The following is a 15,908-nucleotide window of genomic DNA, read 5'->3' on the forward strand; positions in this document are numbered from 1 at the left end:
CTATGCGTCGCACCCTGTACGAGGCCGACCAGGAAGCGTACCGCGAAACCGTCAGGGCCTTCCTCGAGCGTGAGGTCGTGCCCTACAAGGACAAGTGGGACGAGGACCGCTGGATCGACCGTGAGGTGTTCAAGAAGGCCGCCGCGGCAGGACTGTACGGTCTCGAGATCCCGGAAGCCTACGGTGGTTCGGACGTGCACGATTACCGGTTTCGAATGGTGGTCTGTGAAGAGGTCGCTCGCATCAACGCGCTGTCGTTCGGCGTGACGGTGAGCCTGCAGGACGATCTGGTCCTGCACTATCTGCTCGACCTCACCAACGACGAGCAGAAGCAGCGGTGGCTGCCCGGGTACGCCTCGGGCGACACCATCGGCGCCCTCGCCATGACCGAGCCGGGCGCGGGCAGCGACCTGCGTGGTATCCGCACCAGCGCGGTGCGCAATGGCGATCACTGGATCGTCAACGGGCAGAAGACCTTCATCTCCAGCGGCATCATGGCCGACCTGGTCGTGCTCGCCGCGCGCACCGATCCGGACGCCGGTTCGCGCGGGTTCAGCCTGTTCGTCGTCGAGCGGGATACGCCCGGATTCCAGCGGGGCCGCAAGCTGGACAAGATCGGCCTGCCCGGACAGGACACCGCGGAGCTGTTCTTCGACAATGCGCGTGTGCCGCACGCGAATCTGCTCGGCGAAGAGGGCAAGGGCCTGCAGTATCTGATGAGTCACCTACCGCGGGAACGCCTCGGGGTCACCGCCAAGGCGATGGCGACCACGCGGGCGATCCTCCACCTCACCATCGAGTACTGCAAGCAGCGCCGCGCCTTCGACAAGCCGATCGCCGAATTCCAGCATGTCCGTTTCGAACTCGCGGAGATGCAGACCGAGGTCGAGATCGCGGAGACCTATGTGGATCGGTCCGTGCTCGCCTACAACGCTGGCGAGCTCGATCCGATCGACGCGGCCAAGGGCAAGTGGTATCTCAGTGAACTCCAGAAACGCGTCGTCGACCGCTGCCTGCAATTGCACGGCGGCTACGGCTACATGACCGAATACCCGGTCGCCAAGGCGTACATCGACACCCGGGTGCAGACCATCTACGGCGGCACCACCGAGATCATGAAGGACCTGATCGGCCGGGCCATCGTCCGCTGATCTTCGGAAGGCCTTCGCGCACAACAGAGGAGACCGCCTGAAACGAAGGCCCCGAACCCGCACGGCGGGTTCGGGGCCTTCGTCTTGCGCTGCGAGCCGTCATGTTCCGAGATACGGATCGCAGGGTGTGTTACCTCGTTGCTCGGGCGGATACAACGAGGCGTCGGTGGACGACACGTGCCCCGGGACCAGTCGTTGGTGGCTCGTAGGTCCCGGGGCACGCAGACCCTGGCCGCGAGTGGGGGTAGTGACTCGGGGCCAGGGGTCGCCGTCGTGGCCCGGCGGTGTCCGGACCGCGGGCCACGACGTGTTCGGTCTCCGGGAACGGCAGATGATCGCGAGAGGCGCCGTTCCTGGAGCCTATATCCTTGCCGCGCTGTCACCCACCGGCGGCAAGGAGTCGAGCGGCCGAGATGGCCACGTGTTGTGAAATGGTGCGCCCCGGGCTCCGTGAACGGTGGTTCTATGGGGCAGGCGGAGCCCGGGGCGCGCCGGCCTTGCCGTCGAAGGTTGGGATTCGCGGCAAGGGGTATTCGGCGGGGTCAGAAGATCTTTCGCATGACCTTCAGGGCCCACGCGGCGTAGGGCGGGTAGGTGAACTTCGGGTCCGGCTGGAAGGTCTTGCGCAGCACCGATTTCCGATGGCTGAGCGCCTCGAATCCCCAGCGGCCGTGGTAGGCGCCGATACCACTGGCTCCGACGCCGCCGAACGGCAGCTGCGGCACTAGGAAGTGCATGGCGATGTGGTTGATCACCGCACCGCCGGACGGGATTTCGTCGACGAGCCGGCGCTGCACCGGGCCGGACTTGCTGAAGAAGTACGCCGCCAGGGGTTTCGGCCGCGAGTTCACGAATTCGATGGCATCGTCCAGCGTTTCGTACGACAGCACCGGAAGGATCGGACCGAAGATCTCCTCTTGCATCACCGGTTCCTCGGGATGCGGATCGACCACGATGGTCGGCTCGATCGAGAGCGACGAACGAGTCGCCCGGCCGCCGAGTGCAATCTTGCCCTGAGTCTTCTCCAGGTAGCCCGCAAGGCGGTCGAACTGCCGTTCGTTGACGATCCGGCGGCCGTCGGACCCGCCGTCCCGCTCGAAGTCGGCGACGGTGGCGATGATCTTGTCCACCAGGCGATCCCGGATCCGGTGATCGGCCAGGACGTAGTCCGGCGCGATACAGGTCTGCCCCGAGTTCATGAACTTCACCCAGGCGACGCGACGGGCGACCACGTCGAGATCGGCGTCGTGGGCCACGACCACGGGGCTCTTGCCGCCGAGTTCCAGCGTGACCGGGGTCAGCGTCGGGGCGGCACCGGCCATGATCTTCTTGCCCACCTCGGTGCCGCCGGTGAAGATCGCGTGATCGAATCCCTGTGCCAGCAGTTCCTGCGTGACGGCGGCATCGCCCTCGACCACGGAGACCGCTTCGGCGTCGAAGTACTCGGGCACCAGCCGAGCCAGCAGCGCCGAGGTGGCCGGGGCCAGCTCCGAGGGCTTGATCACCGCGCAGTTGCCCGCGGCGAGGGCGGCGATCAGTGGTCCGAGGGTCAGCACGACCGGGTAGTTCCACGGGCCGATGATGAGAACCACACCGAGCGGCTCATATTGGACCCAGGCCGATCCGGGGTATTGGATCAGCGGCAGCGGCTGTCGCTGCCGGCGCATCCAGCTGCCGACGTGCTTGACCGCGTACACGGCCTCGCCGCGGGTCGACGCGATATCGCCGAACCAGGCTTCAGCGCGGCTGCGCCCGAGATCGCTGTGCAGCGCTTCGGCGAGCTGCTCCTCGCGTTCGTCGAGCAGCCGAATCAGGCTTTTCAGTTGTGTGACACGCCATTCCCGGTCTCGGGTTCGACCGGTCGCGTAGGCACGCCGGGCCCGGTCCATGACCGCGGGGACGTCCGCCGCTGTCGCAGTGGCAGGTGTGGACATATCGTCACCTCTTTGTTCCGATATCGGTCGTTCAGCCCAGGGTCGCGGGCAGGTGCTTCACCGAGCGCACGAAATTGCCGACCATGTACGAGGGTTCGCCGAACTGCAGGTTCGGCGCGCGGTGCAGCAGCTGCTCGAAGATCTCGCGCAGCTGGATCTTGGCGACGAAGTTGCCCATGCAGTAGTGCGGGCCGCCGCCACCGAATCCGACGTGGGGGTTCGGCGACCGTGTGATGTCGAACAGGTGCGGATCGGTGAACACCGTCTCGTCACGGTTGCCGGAGGAGAAGATCGTGGCGACCCACTCCCCCTTCTTGATCTCCTGGCCGGCGAGGACGGTGTTCTGGGTCGCGGTGCGCCGGAAGGTCATCACCGGGGTGACCCAGCGGACGAATTCCTCCATGGCAGTGCCGATCCGGCCCTCGAAGTCCTCGGTCAGCAGCGCTTTCTGTGCGGGGAAGTCGTGCAGTGCCTTGGCCGCCAGCGAGATGGTGTTGCGGGTGGTGTCGTTGCCGGCCACCGACAGCAGCACGAAGAACGAGGCGATCTCCTCGTCGGTCAGCTTCACACCGTCGACCTCGGCCTCGACGAGGTTGGTCATGAGATCGGCCTGCGGGTTGCGACGCCGCTCTTCGGCGAGATCCATGCCCATCATGAGCAATCCGACGAGCGAATCGTTGAGCGCCTCGACGGGTGCCTTGCCACCGGTGACTTCCTCGTCGGCCCAGGCCACCATGGAGTCGGCCATGCGGGCGCCTTCTTCCCGTAACGACGCCGGCAGCCCGACCATCTCGTAGATGGTCCACATCGGCAGTCGCTTGGAAACCTGCTCCACGAAGTCGAATTCACCGCTCCCGATCCGCAGCAGGTCGTCGACGATAACGCGCGCCTGGCTCTTGATCTGGTCGTGGATCTTCGCAACCTGCTTGGGGGTGAACGCGGAGCTGATGAGCTTGCGCAGGGCAGGGTGCCGGGGCGCGTCCATCGCGAGGAACGAGGAGGCGGCCTCGAGGATGTCCGCGGGCACCTCTTCGAGCTGAATACCCAGGCCCGAGCAGAAGATATCGGGCTTCTTGCTCACCTCTGTGATCAGGCGGTGACTCGTCACCGCCCAGACACCCTCGTTCTCCGGCGGCATGAGCGCGCCCTCGATGGGCGGGTGCCAGCTGATCGGGCGTTCGGCGCGCAGCACGCGGAACGTCTCGTCGCGCTCCTCCGCGGTCTTCGACCAGAAGGCCAGCGGGGAGATGCTCAGCGGATCGTAGGCCCGGGTGGGCGGTGTGATTGCCGTGGTCATGTCAGCACTTCCTCTGAAATCGGTTGAGCATCTTCAGCTCTGGGCGGACGATGCGGAGCTGTACAGCTTTTCCAGCTCGCGCTTGACGAGCTTGCCGGTGGCCGTGCGGGGCAGGGATTCGACGAAATCCACGCTCTTGGGCGCCTTGTAGTGCGCGACGCGGTCGCGCGCGTAGTCGATGATCTCCTCGGCCATGTCGTCGCCGCGGGCGACGCCGGGGTGCAGTTGCACGACCGCCTTCACCTGCTGGCCCATCACCGGATCGGGCACCCCGATGACGGCGACGTCGAAGATCGCGGGGTGCAGGGTGAGCACGTTCTCGACCTCCTGCGGGTAGATGTTCACCCCGCCGGAGATGATCACGAACGACTTGCGGTCGGTCAGGAAGAGATACCCGTCCTCGTCGACATAGCCGAGATCTCCGACGGCGGTCCAGTTCGGGTGCTCGGGATGCTGTGCGGCAGCAGTCTTCTCGGGGTCCTTGTGGTACTCGAAAGGCAAGGTCTCGCGCTCGAAGTAGACCGTGCCTACCTCACCGGCCGGCAGCTCCGTTCCGTCTTCGTCGCAGACGTGCACCGGCCCGAGGATGCTGCGCCCCACCGAACCCGGCCTCTTCTCCCATTCGGCCGCGCTGACAACAGCGAGACCGTTGCCTTCGGTGGAGCCGTAGTACTCGGCGACGATCGGCCCCCACCAGTCGATCATCGCGCGCTTGACCTCGGGCGGGCACGGCGCCGCCGCGTGCACCGCGAGGCGCAGGCTCGACAGGTCGTATGCCGACCGGGTTTCGGCGGGCAGTTGCAGCAGCCGCACGAACATGGTCGGCACCACCTGGGTGACCGTCGCGTGGTACTGCTCGATGGCGCGCAGGAATTCCTCGGCGCCGAACTTCTCCATCACGACCACGGTGCCGCCGTAGGCCTGGACGACACCACACCACCGCAGCGGAGCGGCGTGGTAGATGGGCGCGGGCGAGAGATAGACGTCGGATGCGTTGATGCCGAACAGCTTTCCCAGCGCCATGGTCAGCGGATCGCCGGGCTGGTCGACCGTCAGCTCGGGCAGCGGCGGCTTGATGCCTTTGGGCCGGCCGGTGGTTCCGGACGAATACAGCATGTCCGCACCACGCGGCTGTTCGGCGAGCCTCTCCCCCGCGGCGGCCAGCGCGTCTTCGTAGGAACGGTAGCCCGCGACCGGGCCGCCGAAGGCGAACCAGTGCTCGACCTCCGGTGCCGATTCCCGCACGGCGAGCGCGAGGTCGGCGATCCCGGCGGAGGCGATGACTGCCTTCGCATCGCTGTCGTCGACGATGTACGCCACCTCCGCGGCGGTCAGGTGCCGGTTGATCGCCGTGATGTACAGGCCGGATCGCAATGCGGCCCAATAGATTTCGAAACACTCCGGCGAATTGTCGGACAACATCGCCAGGACGTCGCCCGGACGGAGGCCGAGGTCGTGCAGGACCCGGGCCAGCCGGGCCGAATTCTCGTCCAGCTCACGGTAGGTGATCATCCGGCCCGTGCCGGCCATCACCACGGCGGGTTTGTCCGGGGTCGAAAGGGCGTGTACGCCTGGGAACATGGTGCGATACCTCTTCGCTCGATTCGTCGCGCTGGGCCTGGGTCAGACCAGCAGGTCCGCGCGCCCGTCCCGGTGGAGGCTGTCGAGGTAGACCGGGTACAGCTTGCTGCCGAGCGGTGCGAGCTTGAGCATGCTCGCCACATTGCCCCCGACCTTGATCTTGCCGCGCGCCATGGCGAACGGCAGGTTCACCTTGCCCTGCCAGTAGGCATTGCCGATGTCGGCCGTCATCCGCATGGTGGCGGTCGAGCGGGTGAAGTGGTCCGCCCCCGACTCCACCCGCTTGGCGGGCGCGTCGACGACGAGGTATGCCTCCGGATCGGAGAACTCGAATCCGAGCACCACTCCGGTCGCCGCCAGCTTCGGTCCGATCTCGGGGTCCGCGAAGGCGGCCTCGAAGATTCCCCCGATGTACTTGCGCACCTCGTCCGCGTCCTTGAAGGCCATCTCGATTCCTCTCCGGGACGACGCGCGCCCCAGTTCTCAGAATATAACTTTGATTAAATTTCTGTCGGCGATTCGGGTGGTGCCCACCCGACCGTTTGATTCGGACCCGATTCGAGGGGCCGTCCGACTGCGCCGCCACCGGTGTGGCGCGCCCCACATGCGATGGGAGTATCGTAAGCATAAGTCGACTTACGCACAAGTACCGATGGAGACTCATGGCCGTCAAGCAGGACTACTTCGATGCCGCCTTCGAGCTGCTGTCCGAGGAGGGCTACAGCGCGCTGAAGCAGGCCCCGCTGTGCCGCCGCCTCGGCGTGACCACCGGGTCGTTCTATCACTACTTCGAGAACTGGCACGATTTCACGTCGCAGTTCCTCGATCACTGGCTCACCGAGAGCACGACGCAATTGGTGACCATGGCGCAGCAGCGCGGCGATGCGGTCGACCAGCTCGAGGCCCTGCTGCAATTCACCCTCGCCCTCCCCCATCGGGCCGAGGCCGCGATCCGGGTCTGGAGCCGGGCCGACCCCAAGGTGCGCGCCGTCCAGGACACCGCCGACGCGCTGCGCACCCAGGTGGTGCTGGAGGCGGTCCGGGCCGTGTTCGACGACGAGGAAGAGGCGCTCAACCATGCGCGGTGGGGCATCTACCTGCTCGTCGGCTATCAGCAACTCGATACCGGTGAGGACACGAGCCCACTGGAATGGGTGTTGCGCAGGCTGCTGCGGGACGTCGTCGAACGACGAGCGGACTCCCCGGCGCAGGCAGGGTAGCCGGGGCGGCCGGTATCGCACCGGTCGCTCAGCCCGCGCGCATGTACGACGGCAGATCGACAACGGAGTCACCGGTCAGCCCGACCCAGTTGGTCGGCAGGTGGTAGATCAGAATCGTTGCGACCGAACAGAATCCGATGACGGCCAAGGTTCGGATCGGTCCCTGCCACCGCGCCGGCCAGCGCTCGAAGCCGCGCTCGACCGGTGACAGCCCGTCGGGATGCTCCTGGGCCGCCATGCGCATCCACGTGTACAGACAGCCCAGGGTCGCCACGAAAATGGCTTCGGTGAGCGGGAATTGGTGGATCTGCCCGGGCCAGAGGGTGAGCACGCGGAAGGTCCGCACATACGCGTACGCGTGTGTGGCCCGCATGATCACGACCTCGACGACGAGATCGAAGAAGAATTCGCCGAGCCAGACCAGGCCGAACAGCGTCACATTGCTCATGGCCGGGAACCGGGCGCGCAGCTTGTTCGCGTAGACGCAGGCGACGATCGCGACCCCGGCGCAGAAGTACACGTACATCGGCGGCCCCCACAGCAGCGCCTCGGCGTACCGCCCGGACACCGCCGGGTCGTGCAGGGGCATGAACGGCGACCAGCTGCCGAGGTTGACGCTGTGGGCGTTCCAGGCGAAGACGTAGGCGCGCAGGTTGAGCACCACGTCCGCCGCGAACGCCACCAGCCCGCCCAGGACGAATTTGCCGTCCAGGCTGAGCTTTCCGGAGGCGCGCCACGGTTTGACGACGCAGAACCACAGGAAGCCGGCCAGCACCGCGGTGCTGGCGACCTCCAACACGCGGATGCCCACCAGCCGCCACGGCTCCAGTTCATCCGGGCCGAGCACCGGGGCGGGTGCGAACTGGCTGTCCGAAAGCATCCAGCGCACATACGCTTGCGCGCTGATGATCAGCCAGACCGCACCCGCCAGGGCCCACACGGTGACAGCGCCTTTACGGCGGTCGTCGGTCGGTGCCGCCGTGGTGGCGACGACGATGTCAGGGTTCGTCATGTAGCTCTCCGAACGAGAGGGTGCCCGGTGGGTCATTTCGGTTGCTGTGGCGTCTGCGGGGACGAACCCTTGGGCGCGAGCGCGGAATCGATGCCGCCGATGTCGGTGATCACCCAGTTGTTCCGGCTGTCGATGGTCAGCTGGTAGGTGGCCGTCGACTGGATTCCGTCGGGCGCTTGATTGTTCTTCGTCAGCACGCTGACGAAGCAATCGATCGAGTAGACGCCGTTCGACTCCGACAGCGCCTTGGCGGCGACCGGCTTGGCGGTCGAAACCCATTGCAGCGGTGAGATGATCTGCTCCATCGAGGACGCGGCCTGGGTCAGCCGGTTCGACAGTTCGGGGCTGGTGCCCTTGGTCAGCCGCGAGCGCCAGGCCGCCAGATCATGGAAGTCCATATCGGCGGCCGCCGTCGCATAGTCGAGCGCGACCTGTTCGGCATGGGCGCGCTGCGAGTCGGCGGCACGCATGCTGTCGACGTCATTCGATTTCGCGTGCACCTGCCAGCCGAGCACGCCGGTCGTGACAACCAGTGCCGCGAGCACTCCGGCTGTCACGAGCGTCTTGAGAGTGACGGTGGATTCGCCCGCCAGCCGGCCGCGGCGGACCGCCGCGCCGAGGTGCGAGCGTCCGGCATCGCTCTTCGCGGTGGTCGCGTCGATCCCGGCTGCGGTGGAGTCCTCGTCGCGAAGGGTGTCGTCCAGCACTGCTGACTTCTTGCTCATGTCCATGTTCTTTCCTGAAATGTCTTGTCGGCGTGGGATTTCGGTCGGCATGCGGCGCGGTATCACCTCCCCGGAATCTGGACGTGGATGGCCACCGCGTCACCCGAGGCGGTTGCGGCGAGGGCGTTGTCGAGGACCTGCCCCAGATTCACCGTCCGCATCGCGGCGGCCCCGGCCCGGACTCCGGGCAGCAGATCGACACCAATTACCTGCAGATCCCCGGCGGACTTGTCGAGGAAGCCCTGCAGATCGTCGAGGAACGGACTGGCACCGTATTTGATGCCGTCGCGCAGCGGCCCGAAGTCGACCGCGAAGTGCATGCCTTCGATCACGTCGGTCAGACCTTGCGCGAACCCAACCATGTCGGGCGCGGCGCCCGCCAGATCGCCCGGTACCGAATCGCTCTGCAGCAGCAGCGGCTGCAGTGCCTTCAGCAGTGTGGTGAGATTCCCGGACTGCTGGGTAATGGTGGACGCGAGGAGTTCACCGGCCTGCTCGAGATCGCCGAGGACCCGGCTATCGTCCGGGAGAGCGACGTCGAGCATATGGAAGATGTCCTGAACCCGTTGTGGATCAACCTGTTCCAGCAGCCGCGTGAGCCGTGCCGAGAGCTCCTTGAAGGTCGTGGGCACAACGATCTGCTTCGTGTCGATGGTGGCGTGATCGCTCAGGTAGGGCCCGGCCTCGGTGTCGGGCAGCACGGCGAGGTAGGTCTCGCCGAGCGCCGAGAGGTTGTCGATGCGGAAGCGGCTGCCCGCGGGAATGTGATACCCGTCGTCGTATTTCAACGCGACCTCGATGTGGTCGGCCGACGCGTCGACCTCGGTGACCGTGCCGATCGCCACCCCGCGCAGCAGGACCCGGGACCCGGCCACCAGGCCGTTGGTGTCCGACACGGCCATCATCGCGGTTTTCGCGTGTTCGAATGCGCCCGTTTGCAATCCGAGATGGTTCATGTACACGAACGAGGAGGCTGCGATGACCGCCATGCCCAGCACCGATACTGCCGTCCGGTTGATCATTTCACGGCCCCCAGCATGCGCAGGACGTTCTCGACGTCGCCGATGAGCTGATCGCCCTGCGGCGCTTCGACCGAGCGGATGTTCACCGATGGATGCTGGACGAACGGCAGCAGCGTCGCCCGCAGGAAGGTGGAGAGCTTGTCCGTGGTCGCCGGTCCGTCGTCCCACAGCGCGCGCAGCGTCCCGCCCGCGCTCGCCAGGGAATCGAGCATGGGCACCATCCACAGGCCGCCTTCGAAGATGCTGCCGATGGACGGCAGCACCAGGCTGACGTAGGAGACGATGCTGACGGCCCAACGCCGCCAGAAGTACGTTCCGGAATGGGTGCTGTCGTCGGTGAACATGGTGGACAGCAGCGACGATTTACCATCGATCGCGACGGCCGTGGCGTCGAATCCATTGAGCATCCGGTCGATCTCGCCGGTGTGCTCGGACAGGTCGCGCAGATCGGTCGACACCACCGTGGCCAGCTGCCGCACATCCTGCATCGCGGGCATCACCGAATTGATGCGGCCCATCGCGTCTTCGACCTTCTGGATGCTGCCGCCGTTGACGAAATAGGCGAGCACCGCCATGGTGTCCTCCAGTTGCGGCGGTGAGGTCGTCCGGCTCGCGGGAACGGTGCCGCCCGGATCGAGGAAACCGGTAGCGGGGTGGTTCGGGTCCTGATCCAGTGCGATGTAGGTGTCACCCAGCAGGGTGTTCTGCCGGATCACCGCCCGGATGTCGGCGGGTACCCGGGTACCGGATTTCAGCTCGGCGGTCACCGTCACCGCCTGTCCGGCGACATCCACCGCCTTGACCTCGCCGACCTGCAGGCCGTTCATCATGACGTCGGCGCCGGCGGGCAGATTCATCACACTGCCGAATTGCAGGGTGATGTCGTATCCGTTGTCGACGCCGCCGCGCACCGACGGCAGATCGTTGGGCCCCAGTGAGCACGATGTCGTCACGAGGACCGTGCCGCACAAGAAGATCGCGCCGAGCCCTGCCCTGAGCCTCGTCGAATGATTCATCTACTTGCCTTTCGCGAGAACCAGGTCCAGCAGTCCCGTCACCGGAACCGGTGCCCCCGAGCCGATGTCGACCGTCGGCGGCTGATAGCTCATGGTCAGACCGTCCGCACCCGACTGCTGCCGCAGCATCGCGGCCACCGGCGGGATCGACGACAGCAGGCTCGCAATGTCTTTCGACCGTGTCGCGGCGAGATGGATGACATCCGCCACCGGGCCCTTCATGAACGGCCAGAGCGTGTCACCGTAGTTGTGCTGGATGTCATTGAGCGTGGCGACCAGCCAGCCGACGTTGTAGGCGACCGAGGTGGGCCCGGACCACAGGTCGATGCCCGCCGCCAGCACCCCCGGCATCTGGTCCAGGATCGACCGCAGGATCGCCCAGCGCCGCAGGGCCTCGTCGGTCAGCGGCGCCATATTCATGATGCTGGAACCGATATCGGAGATCAGCTGGTCCGGACTCTGCGCGGCGGAGGCGGCGTGCTGCAGCAGGGCGCGGGCGTTCTGATCGTTGCCGCGCATGGCGTCGTCGAAACCCGCGACCGCCGATTGGAAGCTCTGCTTGCCGTCGGCCGGCGCCATCGCATCGATGAAATCGGCGGCAGATCCCGCGATTTCGGAAATGCTCTTCGGAGTGAAGCTGTGCGACAGCGGAATACAGGAGCCGGAGGCGAGCTGCGCCCCGGATCCATAGTTTCCGACGAGTTCGAGACTACGATCGGCCAGCAGGGACTTCGACCTGGTCACCGCCTTCACATCGGCCGGGAGCCGGCGGTCGGAGGTCAGCGAGAAGGTGACCTCCACGTGGTCGCCCTTCGGCTCGATGCGGTCGATCCGCCCGATCCGGTAACCCATCTGGGTCACGGGGTTTCCGGCGTAGAGACCGACCGCGTCGGGCATAGCCGCGCAGAAGCCGGACCGGCTCTCCGGTGTGACTCGCGCGGCCACGGCATAGCCCCCGCCCGCGACGGCGGCGGTGACGCTCACGGCCGCGACCGTGATGATCAGTCGTTTGCGTTTCATGGTCATGTCAGCAGGTCCGTCCTGGAACAGGGACGCAGAGCGCCGCGGCCGAGATCGCTCCCCCGCTGACCGTGGCGAGGCCGTCGGGCCCCAGCCAGGCGACGAGCCGGTCCCGCAGGCCCTGCAACTGGTCGATCGCCGGACCCATGTTCTGCTGGAAGCCCTCGATGGCGCCGCGAATGTTGGTGACCGCGGACAGCACCTCTTCCTTATGGTTGAGATAGAACTTCAGCAGCGGCTGGATCCGGTCCAGCGTGTCGCCGAGCAGGTGGTACGCCTCGTTGAAGCCGGCGTGCCAGGTGTTGTAGGTGCTGAGGACGATTTCGATCTGCCGGATCAGCTCGTAGACGAAATCCCTGCTGCCATTGAAGGTCTGCAGATACTCCGCGGCGAGATCGGTGATAGCGCGGACCTGTTCCCGCTGCTGGTCCAGCACGGTCGCGATGCTGTTCATGCCGGAGATCATCGAGCCGATGGATTCCGGATTGTGTTGCAGCGCTTGGGCGACCTGATCGATATTGGCATCGATGGTGCCGCCGTCGACCTTGTCGGTGACCTGGGGAGCGGCTTGCAGGACATCACCGATCGAGTACGGCACCACGACCCGGTCGACCGGGATCACCGTATCGCCCAGCGCCGCAGTGCCGAGCGGGACCACGGTCACCGCGTAGCCCCCGACCGGGGTCAGCATCCGGACCTGAACCCGCGAGTCGGACCCGATGAAGGTGTCGGCGGAGACCTCGGCCTCCACCCGCACCGTGCTCGGCTGAATGGACACCTTGGTGACCTTGCCGACGGTGATGCCCGCGACGCGGACCTCTTCACCGGTGGACAGCGACGAGGCGTCGGTCGTCTCGAACGCGATCGTCCTGCGGTTCAGCGGGTGCAGGTACAGCACGCTCGTGGCCGCGAGGGCGACGACGGCGACGAGGACCACCACCGCGCCGAGCAACATCTCGTTGTGACCGATGCGGCGGACGATCGCCAGCGGGCCGGTGACGCCGGCCGAATTCCTCAGTGCGCGTTGCATACCACGACCTCGCTGTTGTTCAAGAGGACCCGCACCTCGGTCGGAAGGGTGGCGACGCCATTGCTGCACGCCATCGCACCTGGCTGCGCCGACAGCTGGGGTAGCTGCAGTCCGGCGAAGGCCATCGGCAGAAGCCGCAGGGCGTCGGCCGCGGCGGGCATCGACTGGAACGCCTGCATCAGCATCGTGTCGACGTCCAAGTCCTTGTTCAAACCGAGTTCGATGATCAACTGGTGCACCGGCGCCATGAACTGCGGCCCGAACGTGGCGGTCTTGCGGAACTCGTCCAGCACCGTCATGGCCTTGCCGATCGGAATGCTCAGCGACTGAACGAAATCCATCACCTGAGGCGACCTGCCGCCCATCGAATCCGAGATCCGGGAGAGGTTCGCGGCCAGGGTCGAGATGACCGCTTCGCGGTCATGAGCCAGATCCGCGAGCTTCTGGACGCTGTCCAGCATCGGGGTCAGACCGCCGCCATCTCCCTGCAGCAGTGAGATCGCGTTCTGGGTGAAGGTATTGATCTGATCGGTGCTCATGGTGCTGAGCACGGGCTGTAATCCGTTGAACAGCTGCGTGATATCGAACGACGGCCGCGTCATCGCGGTGCCCAGGTGATCGACCGGCTTGCCCGCTTGCTCGGGCGTCTCCAGGTCGACGTAGCGGACACCGGTGAGGTTCTGGTACTTGACGGCCAGCACTGTGTTGTCCGTGAGGCGGTACGGCTGCTCGAGCGAGAAGCCGACCTCGGCGATGCTGCTGCCATTGCGGCGGACCAGCTCGACCGACTGCACCTTGCCGATGCGCACGCCCTTGGTACGGACGTCGCCGTTCACGTGCAGACCCGACGCGTCGGTGAATTCCGCTGTGTAGCTGGTTGTTCTGCCGTCCACCGGGTTCTTGATGGCATTGATCACGATGACGAACAGCAGCACCGAGACCACCGCCGCGACACCGAGTTTCGCCAGGGTGACGAGAGTCTTGACCTTCGGGCTCATCGCGGCACCTCCGACTGCGGTGCCTGCGGTGCCTGCGGCAGGCCCGTCAGGGCGAGCGGCGCCGCCAGCATCGGCAGATTGTCCAGTACCAGACGGAGATTCAGGGTCTTGGCGCCGTCCGGACCGCTGAACGCGCCGTTGTACCGGTCGACCAGTGTCGAGAGCTTCCCGAGCGCCGCACCGCCGTCCAGCAGCTGCGGCACCGTGTCGGTCAGCGCCTGGACCAGCTGCGTCACCGGGGTCAGTTCGGTCTGGTGCGAGGCGAGCAGGCGGCCCGCGGAGCCGAAGAGGTTGTTGGCGGCCAGGTACAGACCCTGGTCGGCCTGGTCCATGGCTTCGTCGTCGACGTGAAAGCTGCCGTCGGGCGCCTTGTTGAAGCTGATGTCGAACAGGGCCCACAGCGCGTCGACCGTCTGGCCGCTGAAGGCCGGGAGCACCGCGAGGATGTCGTTCGCGCGCCCGAGCAGCTCGCTCGGCATCGCCTGCTGTGTCTTGGCGGCGCGATCCGCGACCACGATGCCGGTCTGGATCAGCGGGGTCAGTCCGTCGGTGTAGCGGATGACCTTGTCCAGGGTCGTGATCATGGACAAGGTCAGCGTGCCGTCGATCGCCAGCGAACCCTTTTCCAGCATCGTGGACATGGTGAAGTCACCGGCCGGCATGCGGTCGAGCACCCGATCCGCGACCAGGTTGCCACCGCCGGACTTGCTGACCAGGTTCACCGCGGTGATACCGAAGTAGTTCTCAGGCCGGAAGTCGACCTCGAACGAGTCGGTCAGTCCGTGGATCTGATCCGGTCTCAGCAGCAGGCTCATCCGCAGCGAGCCGCTGCGGGTCCGGTCGAGGCCGGAGACCTCGCCGACCTCGGCGCCGTGCAGAATCACCTTGGTGCCCTTGCCGACACCCGGGCCGACGTAGGGCACGTCGACACTCACCGGTAGTCCGTCGGGTTTCTCGTAGCGGGGGCGGACCCAGACGGCCGCGACGATCGCGATCGTCACCACCACGATCACCGCGGCGGCCGCGACGTTCACCACGCGCGCCTGCTGACTGTCCGTCCCCCGTAAGAAGTCCTGATTTCTCGTCTTCCCCATTGCCTATCCCTTGAAGATCAGAAGCGGGCTCAGCCCCCAGATGGCAACCGTCATGCAGAAATTCAGCACCACGATCGCGACCAGGCTGGCTCGGATCGCCCGTCCCGACGCGGCGCCGACACCGGCCGGACCGCCGCTGGCGAAATACCCGTAGTAGCAGTGGATGATGGTCACCACGGCGCAGAAGGTGACCGCCTTGATCACCGAAGCGCCCAGGTCCGGGAGGCTCAGAAACTGAGCGAAGTAATGGTCATAGGTCCCGGCCGGCTGCCCGTGGAAGGTCTTCACGATGATGCCGCCGGTGATGAAGCTGATCACCAGGGCCATCAGATAGCCCGGCAGCACGACGAGCATGCCGCCGATCAATCGCGTCCCGACCACGAATGGAATCGCTTGCAGGCCCATCGATTCCGTGGCGTCGATCTCCTCCGAGATCCGCATGGCGCCGATCTCCGCCGTCATCCGGCAACCAGCCTGCGCCGCGAACCCGATACCGGTGACGATCGGCGCGATCACCCGGATATTGCCGAATGACCCGATGATGCCGGTCAGCGGACCGAACCCGAGCAGGTCCAACGCCATGAACGCCTCGATCGCCACCACGGCGCCGACCGCCACACCGAGGAAGAACATCAGGCTCACCACGCCACCGTCGACGATGAGCGAACCGCTGCCCCACGCCATGTTGTTCATGGTTTTCCACGTCGCCTGGCGATAGTGGCGAATCGTCTTGGGCAGCAGGTAGATCGTCTTGGTGACGAAGACCGTCACCTGACCGATTTCACCGAAGGCACGAGTAATCATTCGT

15 protein-coding genes are annotated in these 15,908 nt (G+C 65.9%); 2 read left to right on the forward strand and 13 right to left on the reverse strand.

Going from position 1 to position 15,908, the window contains the following annotated elements:
- The first annotated feature begins 2 nt into the window (after nt 1–2).
- Nucleotides 3–1,151, forward strand: a complete 1,149-nt coding sequence (locus ACFXIV_RS27385) for an acyl-CoA dehydrogenase family protein (RefSeq protein WP_379399067.1) — start codon at nt 3–5, stop codon at nt 1,149–1,151.
- A gap of 542 nt (nt 1,152–1,693) precedes the next feature.
- On the opposite strand, the gene ACFXIV_RS27390 is transcribed toward ACFXIV_RS27385, so the two are convergent.
- Genes ACFXIV_RS27390 through ACFXIV_RS27405 form a run of 4 tightly spaced genes read right to left on the reverse strand, consistent with a single transcriptional unit; the run spans nt 1,694 to nt 6,410 of the window.
- Nucleotides 1,694–3,085: an aldehyde dehydrogenase family protein gene (locus ACFXIV_RS27390; protein ID WP_379399068.1), complete on the reverse strand. Its 1,392-nt coding sequence runs from the start codon at nt 3,083–3,085 to the stop codon at nt 1,694–1,696.
- A gap of 31 nt (nt 3,086–3,116) precedes the next feature.
- Nucleotides 3,117–4,382: a cytochrome P450 gene (locus ACFXIV_RS27395; protein ID WP_379399069.1), complete on the reverse strand. Its 1,266-nt coding sequence runs from the start codon at nt 4,380–4,382 to the stop codon at nt 3,117–3,119.
- A gap of 33 nt (nt 4,383–4,415) precedes the next feature.
- Complete coding sequence (locus ACFXIV_RS27400; protein WP_379399070.1) at nt 4,416–5,963, reverse strand: acyl-CoA synthetase; 1,548 nt, start codon at nt 5,961–5,963, stop codon at nt 4,416–4,418.
- Between the two features lie 42 nt (nt 5,964–6,005).
- Nucleotides 6,006–6,410, reverse strand: a complete 405-nt coding sequence (locus tag ACFXIV_RS27405; RefSeq protein ID WP_379399071.1) for an SCP2 sterol-binding domain-containing protein — start codon at nt 6,408–6,410, stop codon at nt 6,006–6,008.
- 215 nt (nt 6,411–6,625) lie between these two features.
- Between ACFXIV_RS27405 and ACFXIV_RS27410 the strand changes: the two genes are divergently transcribed.
- A complete protein-coding gene (locus ACFXIV_RS27410; protein WP_379399072.1) occupies nt 6,626–7,183 on the forward strand; it encodes a TetR/AcrR family transcriptional regulator in 558 nt (185 codons plus the stop codon).
- Between the two features lie 28 nt (nt 7,184–7,211).
- On the opposite strand, the gene ACFXIV_RS27415 is transcribed toward ACFXIV_RS27410, so the two are convergent.
- The 9 genes from ACFXIV_RS27415 to ACFXIV_RS27455 form a co-directional block, all read right to left on the reverse strand.
- Nucleotides 7,212–8,195 (reverse strand): spirocyclase AveC family protein, encoded by a 984-nt coding sequence (locus ACFXIV_RS27415; protein WP_379399073.1) that lies wholly within the window; start codon nt 8,193–8,195, stop codon nt 7,212–7,214.
- A gap of 32 nt (nt 8,196–8,227) precedes the next feature.
- Complete coding sequence (locus ACFXIV_RS27420) at nt 8,228–8,920, reverse strand: hypothetical protein (protein ID WP_379399074.1); 693 nt, start codon at nt 8,918–8,920, stop codon at nt 8,228–8,230.
- 62 nt (nt 8,921–8,982) lie between these two features.
- Entirely contained in the window at nt 8,983–9,942 is a 960-nt protein-coding gene (locus tag ACFXIV_RS27425; RefSeq protein ID WP_379399075.1) for an MlaD family protein, read from the reverse strand.
- The gene (locus tag ACFXIV_RS27430; RefSeq protein ID WP_379399076.1) at nt 9,939–10,958 is read right to left on the reverse strand and encodes an MlaD family protein; all 1,020 of its coding nucleotides are present in this window, start codon (nt 10,956–10,958) and stop codon (nt 9,939–9,941) included. Before ACFXIV_RS27430 ends, ACFXIV_RS27425 begins: the two co-directional genes overlap by 4 nt.
- Entirely contained in the window at nt 10,959–11,984 is a 1,026-nt protein-coding gene (locus tag ACFXIV_RS27435) for an MlaD family protein (RefSeq protein WP_379399077.1), read from the reverse strand. It lies immediately after the preceding gene.
- 1 nt (nt 11,985) lies between these two features.
- Complete coding sequence (locus ACFXIV_RS27440) at nt 11,986–13,008, reverse strand: MlaD family protein (RefSeq protein WP_379399078.1); 1,023 nt, start codon at nt 13,006–13,008, stop codon at nt 11,986–11,988.
- The gene (locus ACFXIV_RS27445; protein ID WP_379399079.1) at nt 12,993–14,006 is read right to left on the reverse strand and encodes an MlaD family protein; all 1,014 of its coding nucleotides are present in this window, start codon (nt 14,004–14,006) and stop codon (nt 12,993–12,995) included. Before ACFXIV_RS27445 ends, ACFXIV_RS27440 begins: the two co-directional genes overlap by 16 nt.
- Entirely contained in the window at nt 14,003–15,100 is a 1,098-nt protein-coding gene (locus ACFXIV_RS27450) for an Mce family protein (RefSeq protein ID WP_379399080.1), read from the reverse strand. Before ACFXIV_RS27450 ends, ACFXIV_RS27445 begins: the two co-directional genes overlap by 4 nt.
- 3 nt (nt 15,101–15,103) lie before the next feature.
- A complete protein-coding gene (locus tag ACFXIV_RS27455; RefSeq protein ID WP_379399081.1) occupies nt 15,104–15,904 on the reverse strand; it encodes an MlaE family ABC transporter permease in 801 nt (266 codons plus the stop codon).
- Between the last annotated feature and the right edge of the window lie 4 nt (nt 15,905–15,908).

This window comes from Nocardia sp. NPDC059236, assembly GCF_042754085.1.
In the GTDB taxonomy this organism is placed as follows: domain Bacteria; phylum Actinomycetota; class Actinomycetes; order Mycobacteriales; family Mycobacteriaceae; genus Nocardia.

Excerpts from the sequence above, each read along its gene's own strand:
- ACFXIV_RS27445 (WP_379399079.1), bottom strand. The coding sequence starts at position 14,006 with ATGAGCCCGAAGGTCAAGACTCTCGTCACCCTGGCGAAACTCGGTGTC.
- ACFXIV_RS27400 (WP_379399070.1), bottom strand. The coding sequence starts at position 5,963 with ATGTTCCCAGGCGTACACGCCCTTTCGACCCCGGACAAACCCGCCGTG.
- ACFXIV_RS27415 (WP_379399073.1), bottom strand. The coding sequence starts at position 8,195 with ATGACGAACCCTGACATCGTCGTCGCCACCACGGCGGCACCGACCGAC.
- ACFXIV_RS27395 (WP_379399069.1), bottom strand. The coding sequence starts at position 4,382 with ATGACCACGGCAATCACACCGCCCACCCGGGCCTACGATCCGCTGAGC.
- ACFXIV_RS27410 (WP_379399072.1), top strand. The coding sequence starts at position 6,626 with ATGGCCGTCAAGCAGGACTACTTCGATGCCGCCTTCGAGCTGCTGTCC.
- ACFXIV_RS27405 (WP_379399071.1), bottom strand. The coding sequence starts at position 6,410 with ATGGCCTTCAAGGACGCGGACGAGGTGCGCAAGTACATCGGGGGAATC.
- ACFXIV_RS27450 (WP_379399080.1), bottom strand. The coding sequence starts at position 15,100 with ATGGGGAAGACGAGAAATCAGGACTTCTTACGGGGGACGGACAGTCAG.
- ACFXIV_RS27435 (WP_379399077.1), bottom strand. The coding sequence starts at position 11,984 with ATGACCATGAAACGCAAACGACTGATCATCACGGTCGCGGCCGTGAGC.
- ACFXIV_RS27440 (WP_379399078.1), bottom strand. The coding sequence starts at position 13,008 with ATGCAACGCGCACTGAGGAATTCGGCCGGCGTCACCGGCCCGCTGGCG.
- ACFXIV_RS27420 (WP_379399074.1), bottom strand. The coding sequence starts at position 8,920 with ATGAGCAAGAAGTCAGCAGTGCTGGACGACACCCTTCGCGACGAGGAC.
- ACFXIV_RS27390 (WP_379399068.1), bottom strand. The coding sequence starts at position 3,085 with ATGTCCACACCTGCCACTGCGACAGCGGCGGACGTCCCCGCGGTCATG.
- ACFXIV_RS27425 (WP_379399075.1), bottom strand. The coding sequence starts at position 9,942 with ATGATCAACCGGACGGCAGTATCGGTGCTGGGCATGGCGGTCATCGCA.
- ACFXIV_RS27385 (WP_379399067.1), top strand. The coding sequence starts at position 3 with ATGCGTCGCACCCTGTACGAGGCCGACCAGGAAGCGTACCGCGAAACC.
- ACFXIV_RS27430 (WP_379399076.1), bottom strand. The coding sequence starts at position 10,958 with ATGAATCATTCGACGAGGCTCAGGGCAGGGCTCGGCGCGATCTTCTTG.
- ACFXIV_RS27455 (WP_379399081.1), bottom strand. The coding sequence starts at position 15,904 with ATGATTACTCGTGCCTTCGGTGAAATCGGTCAGGTGACGGTCTTCGTC.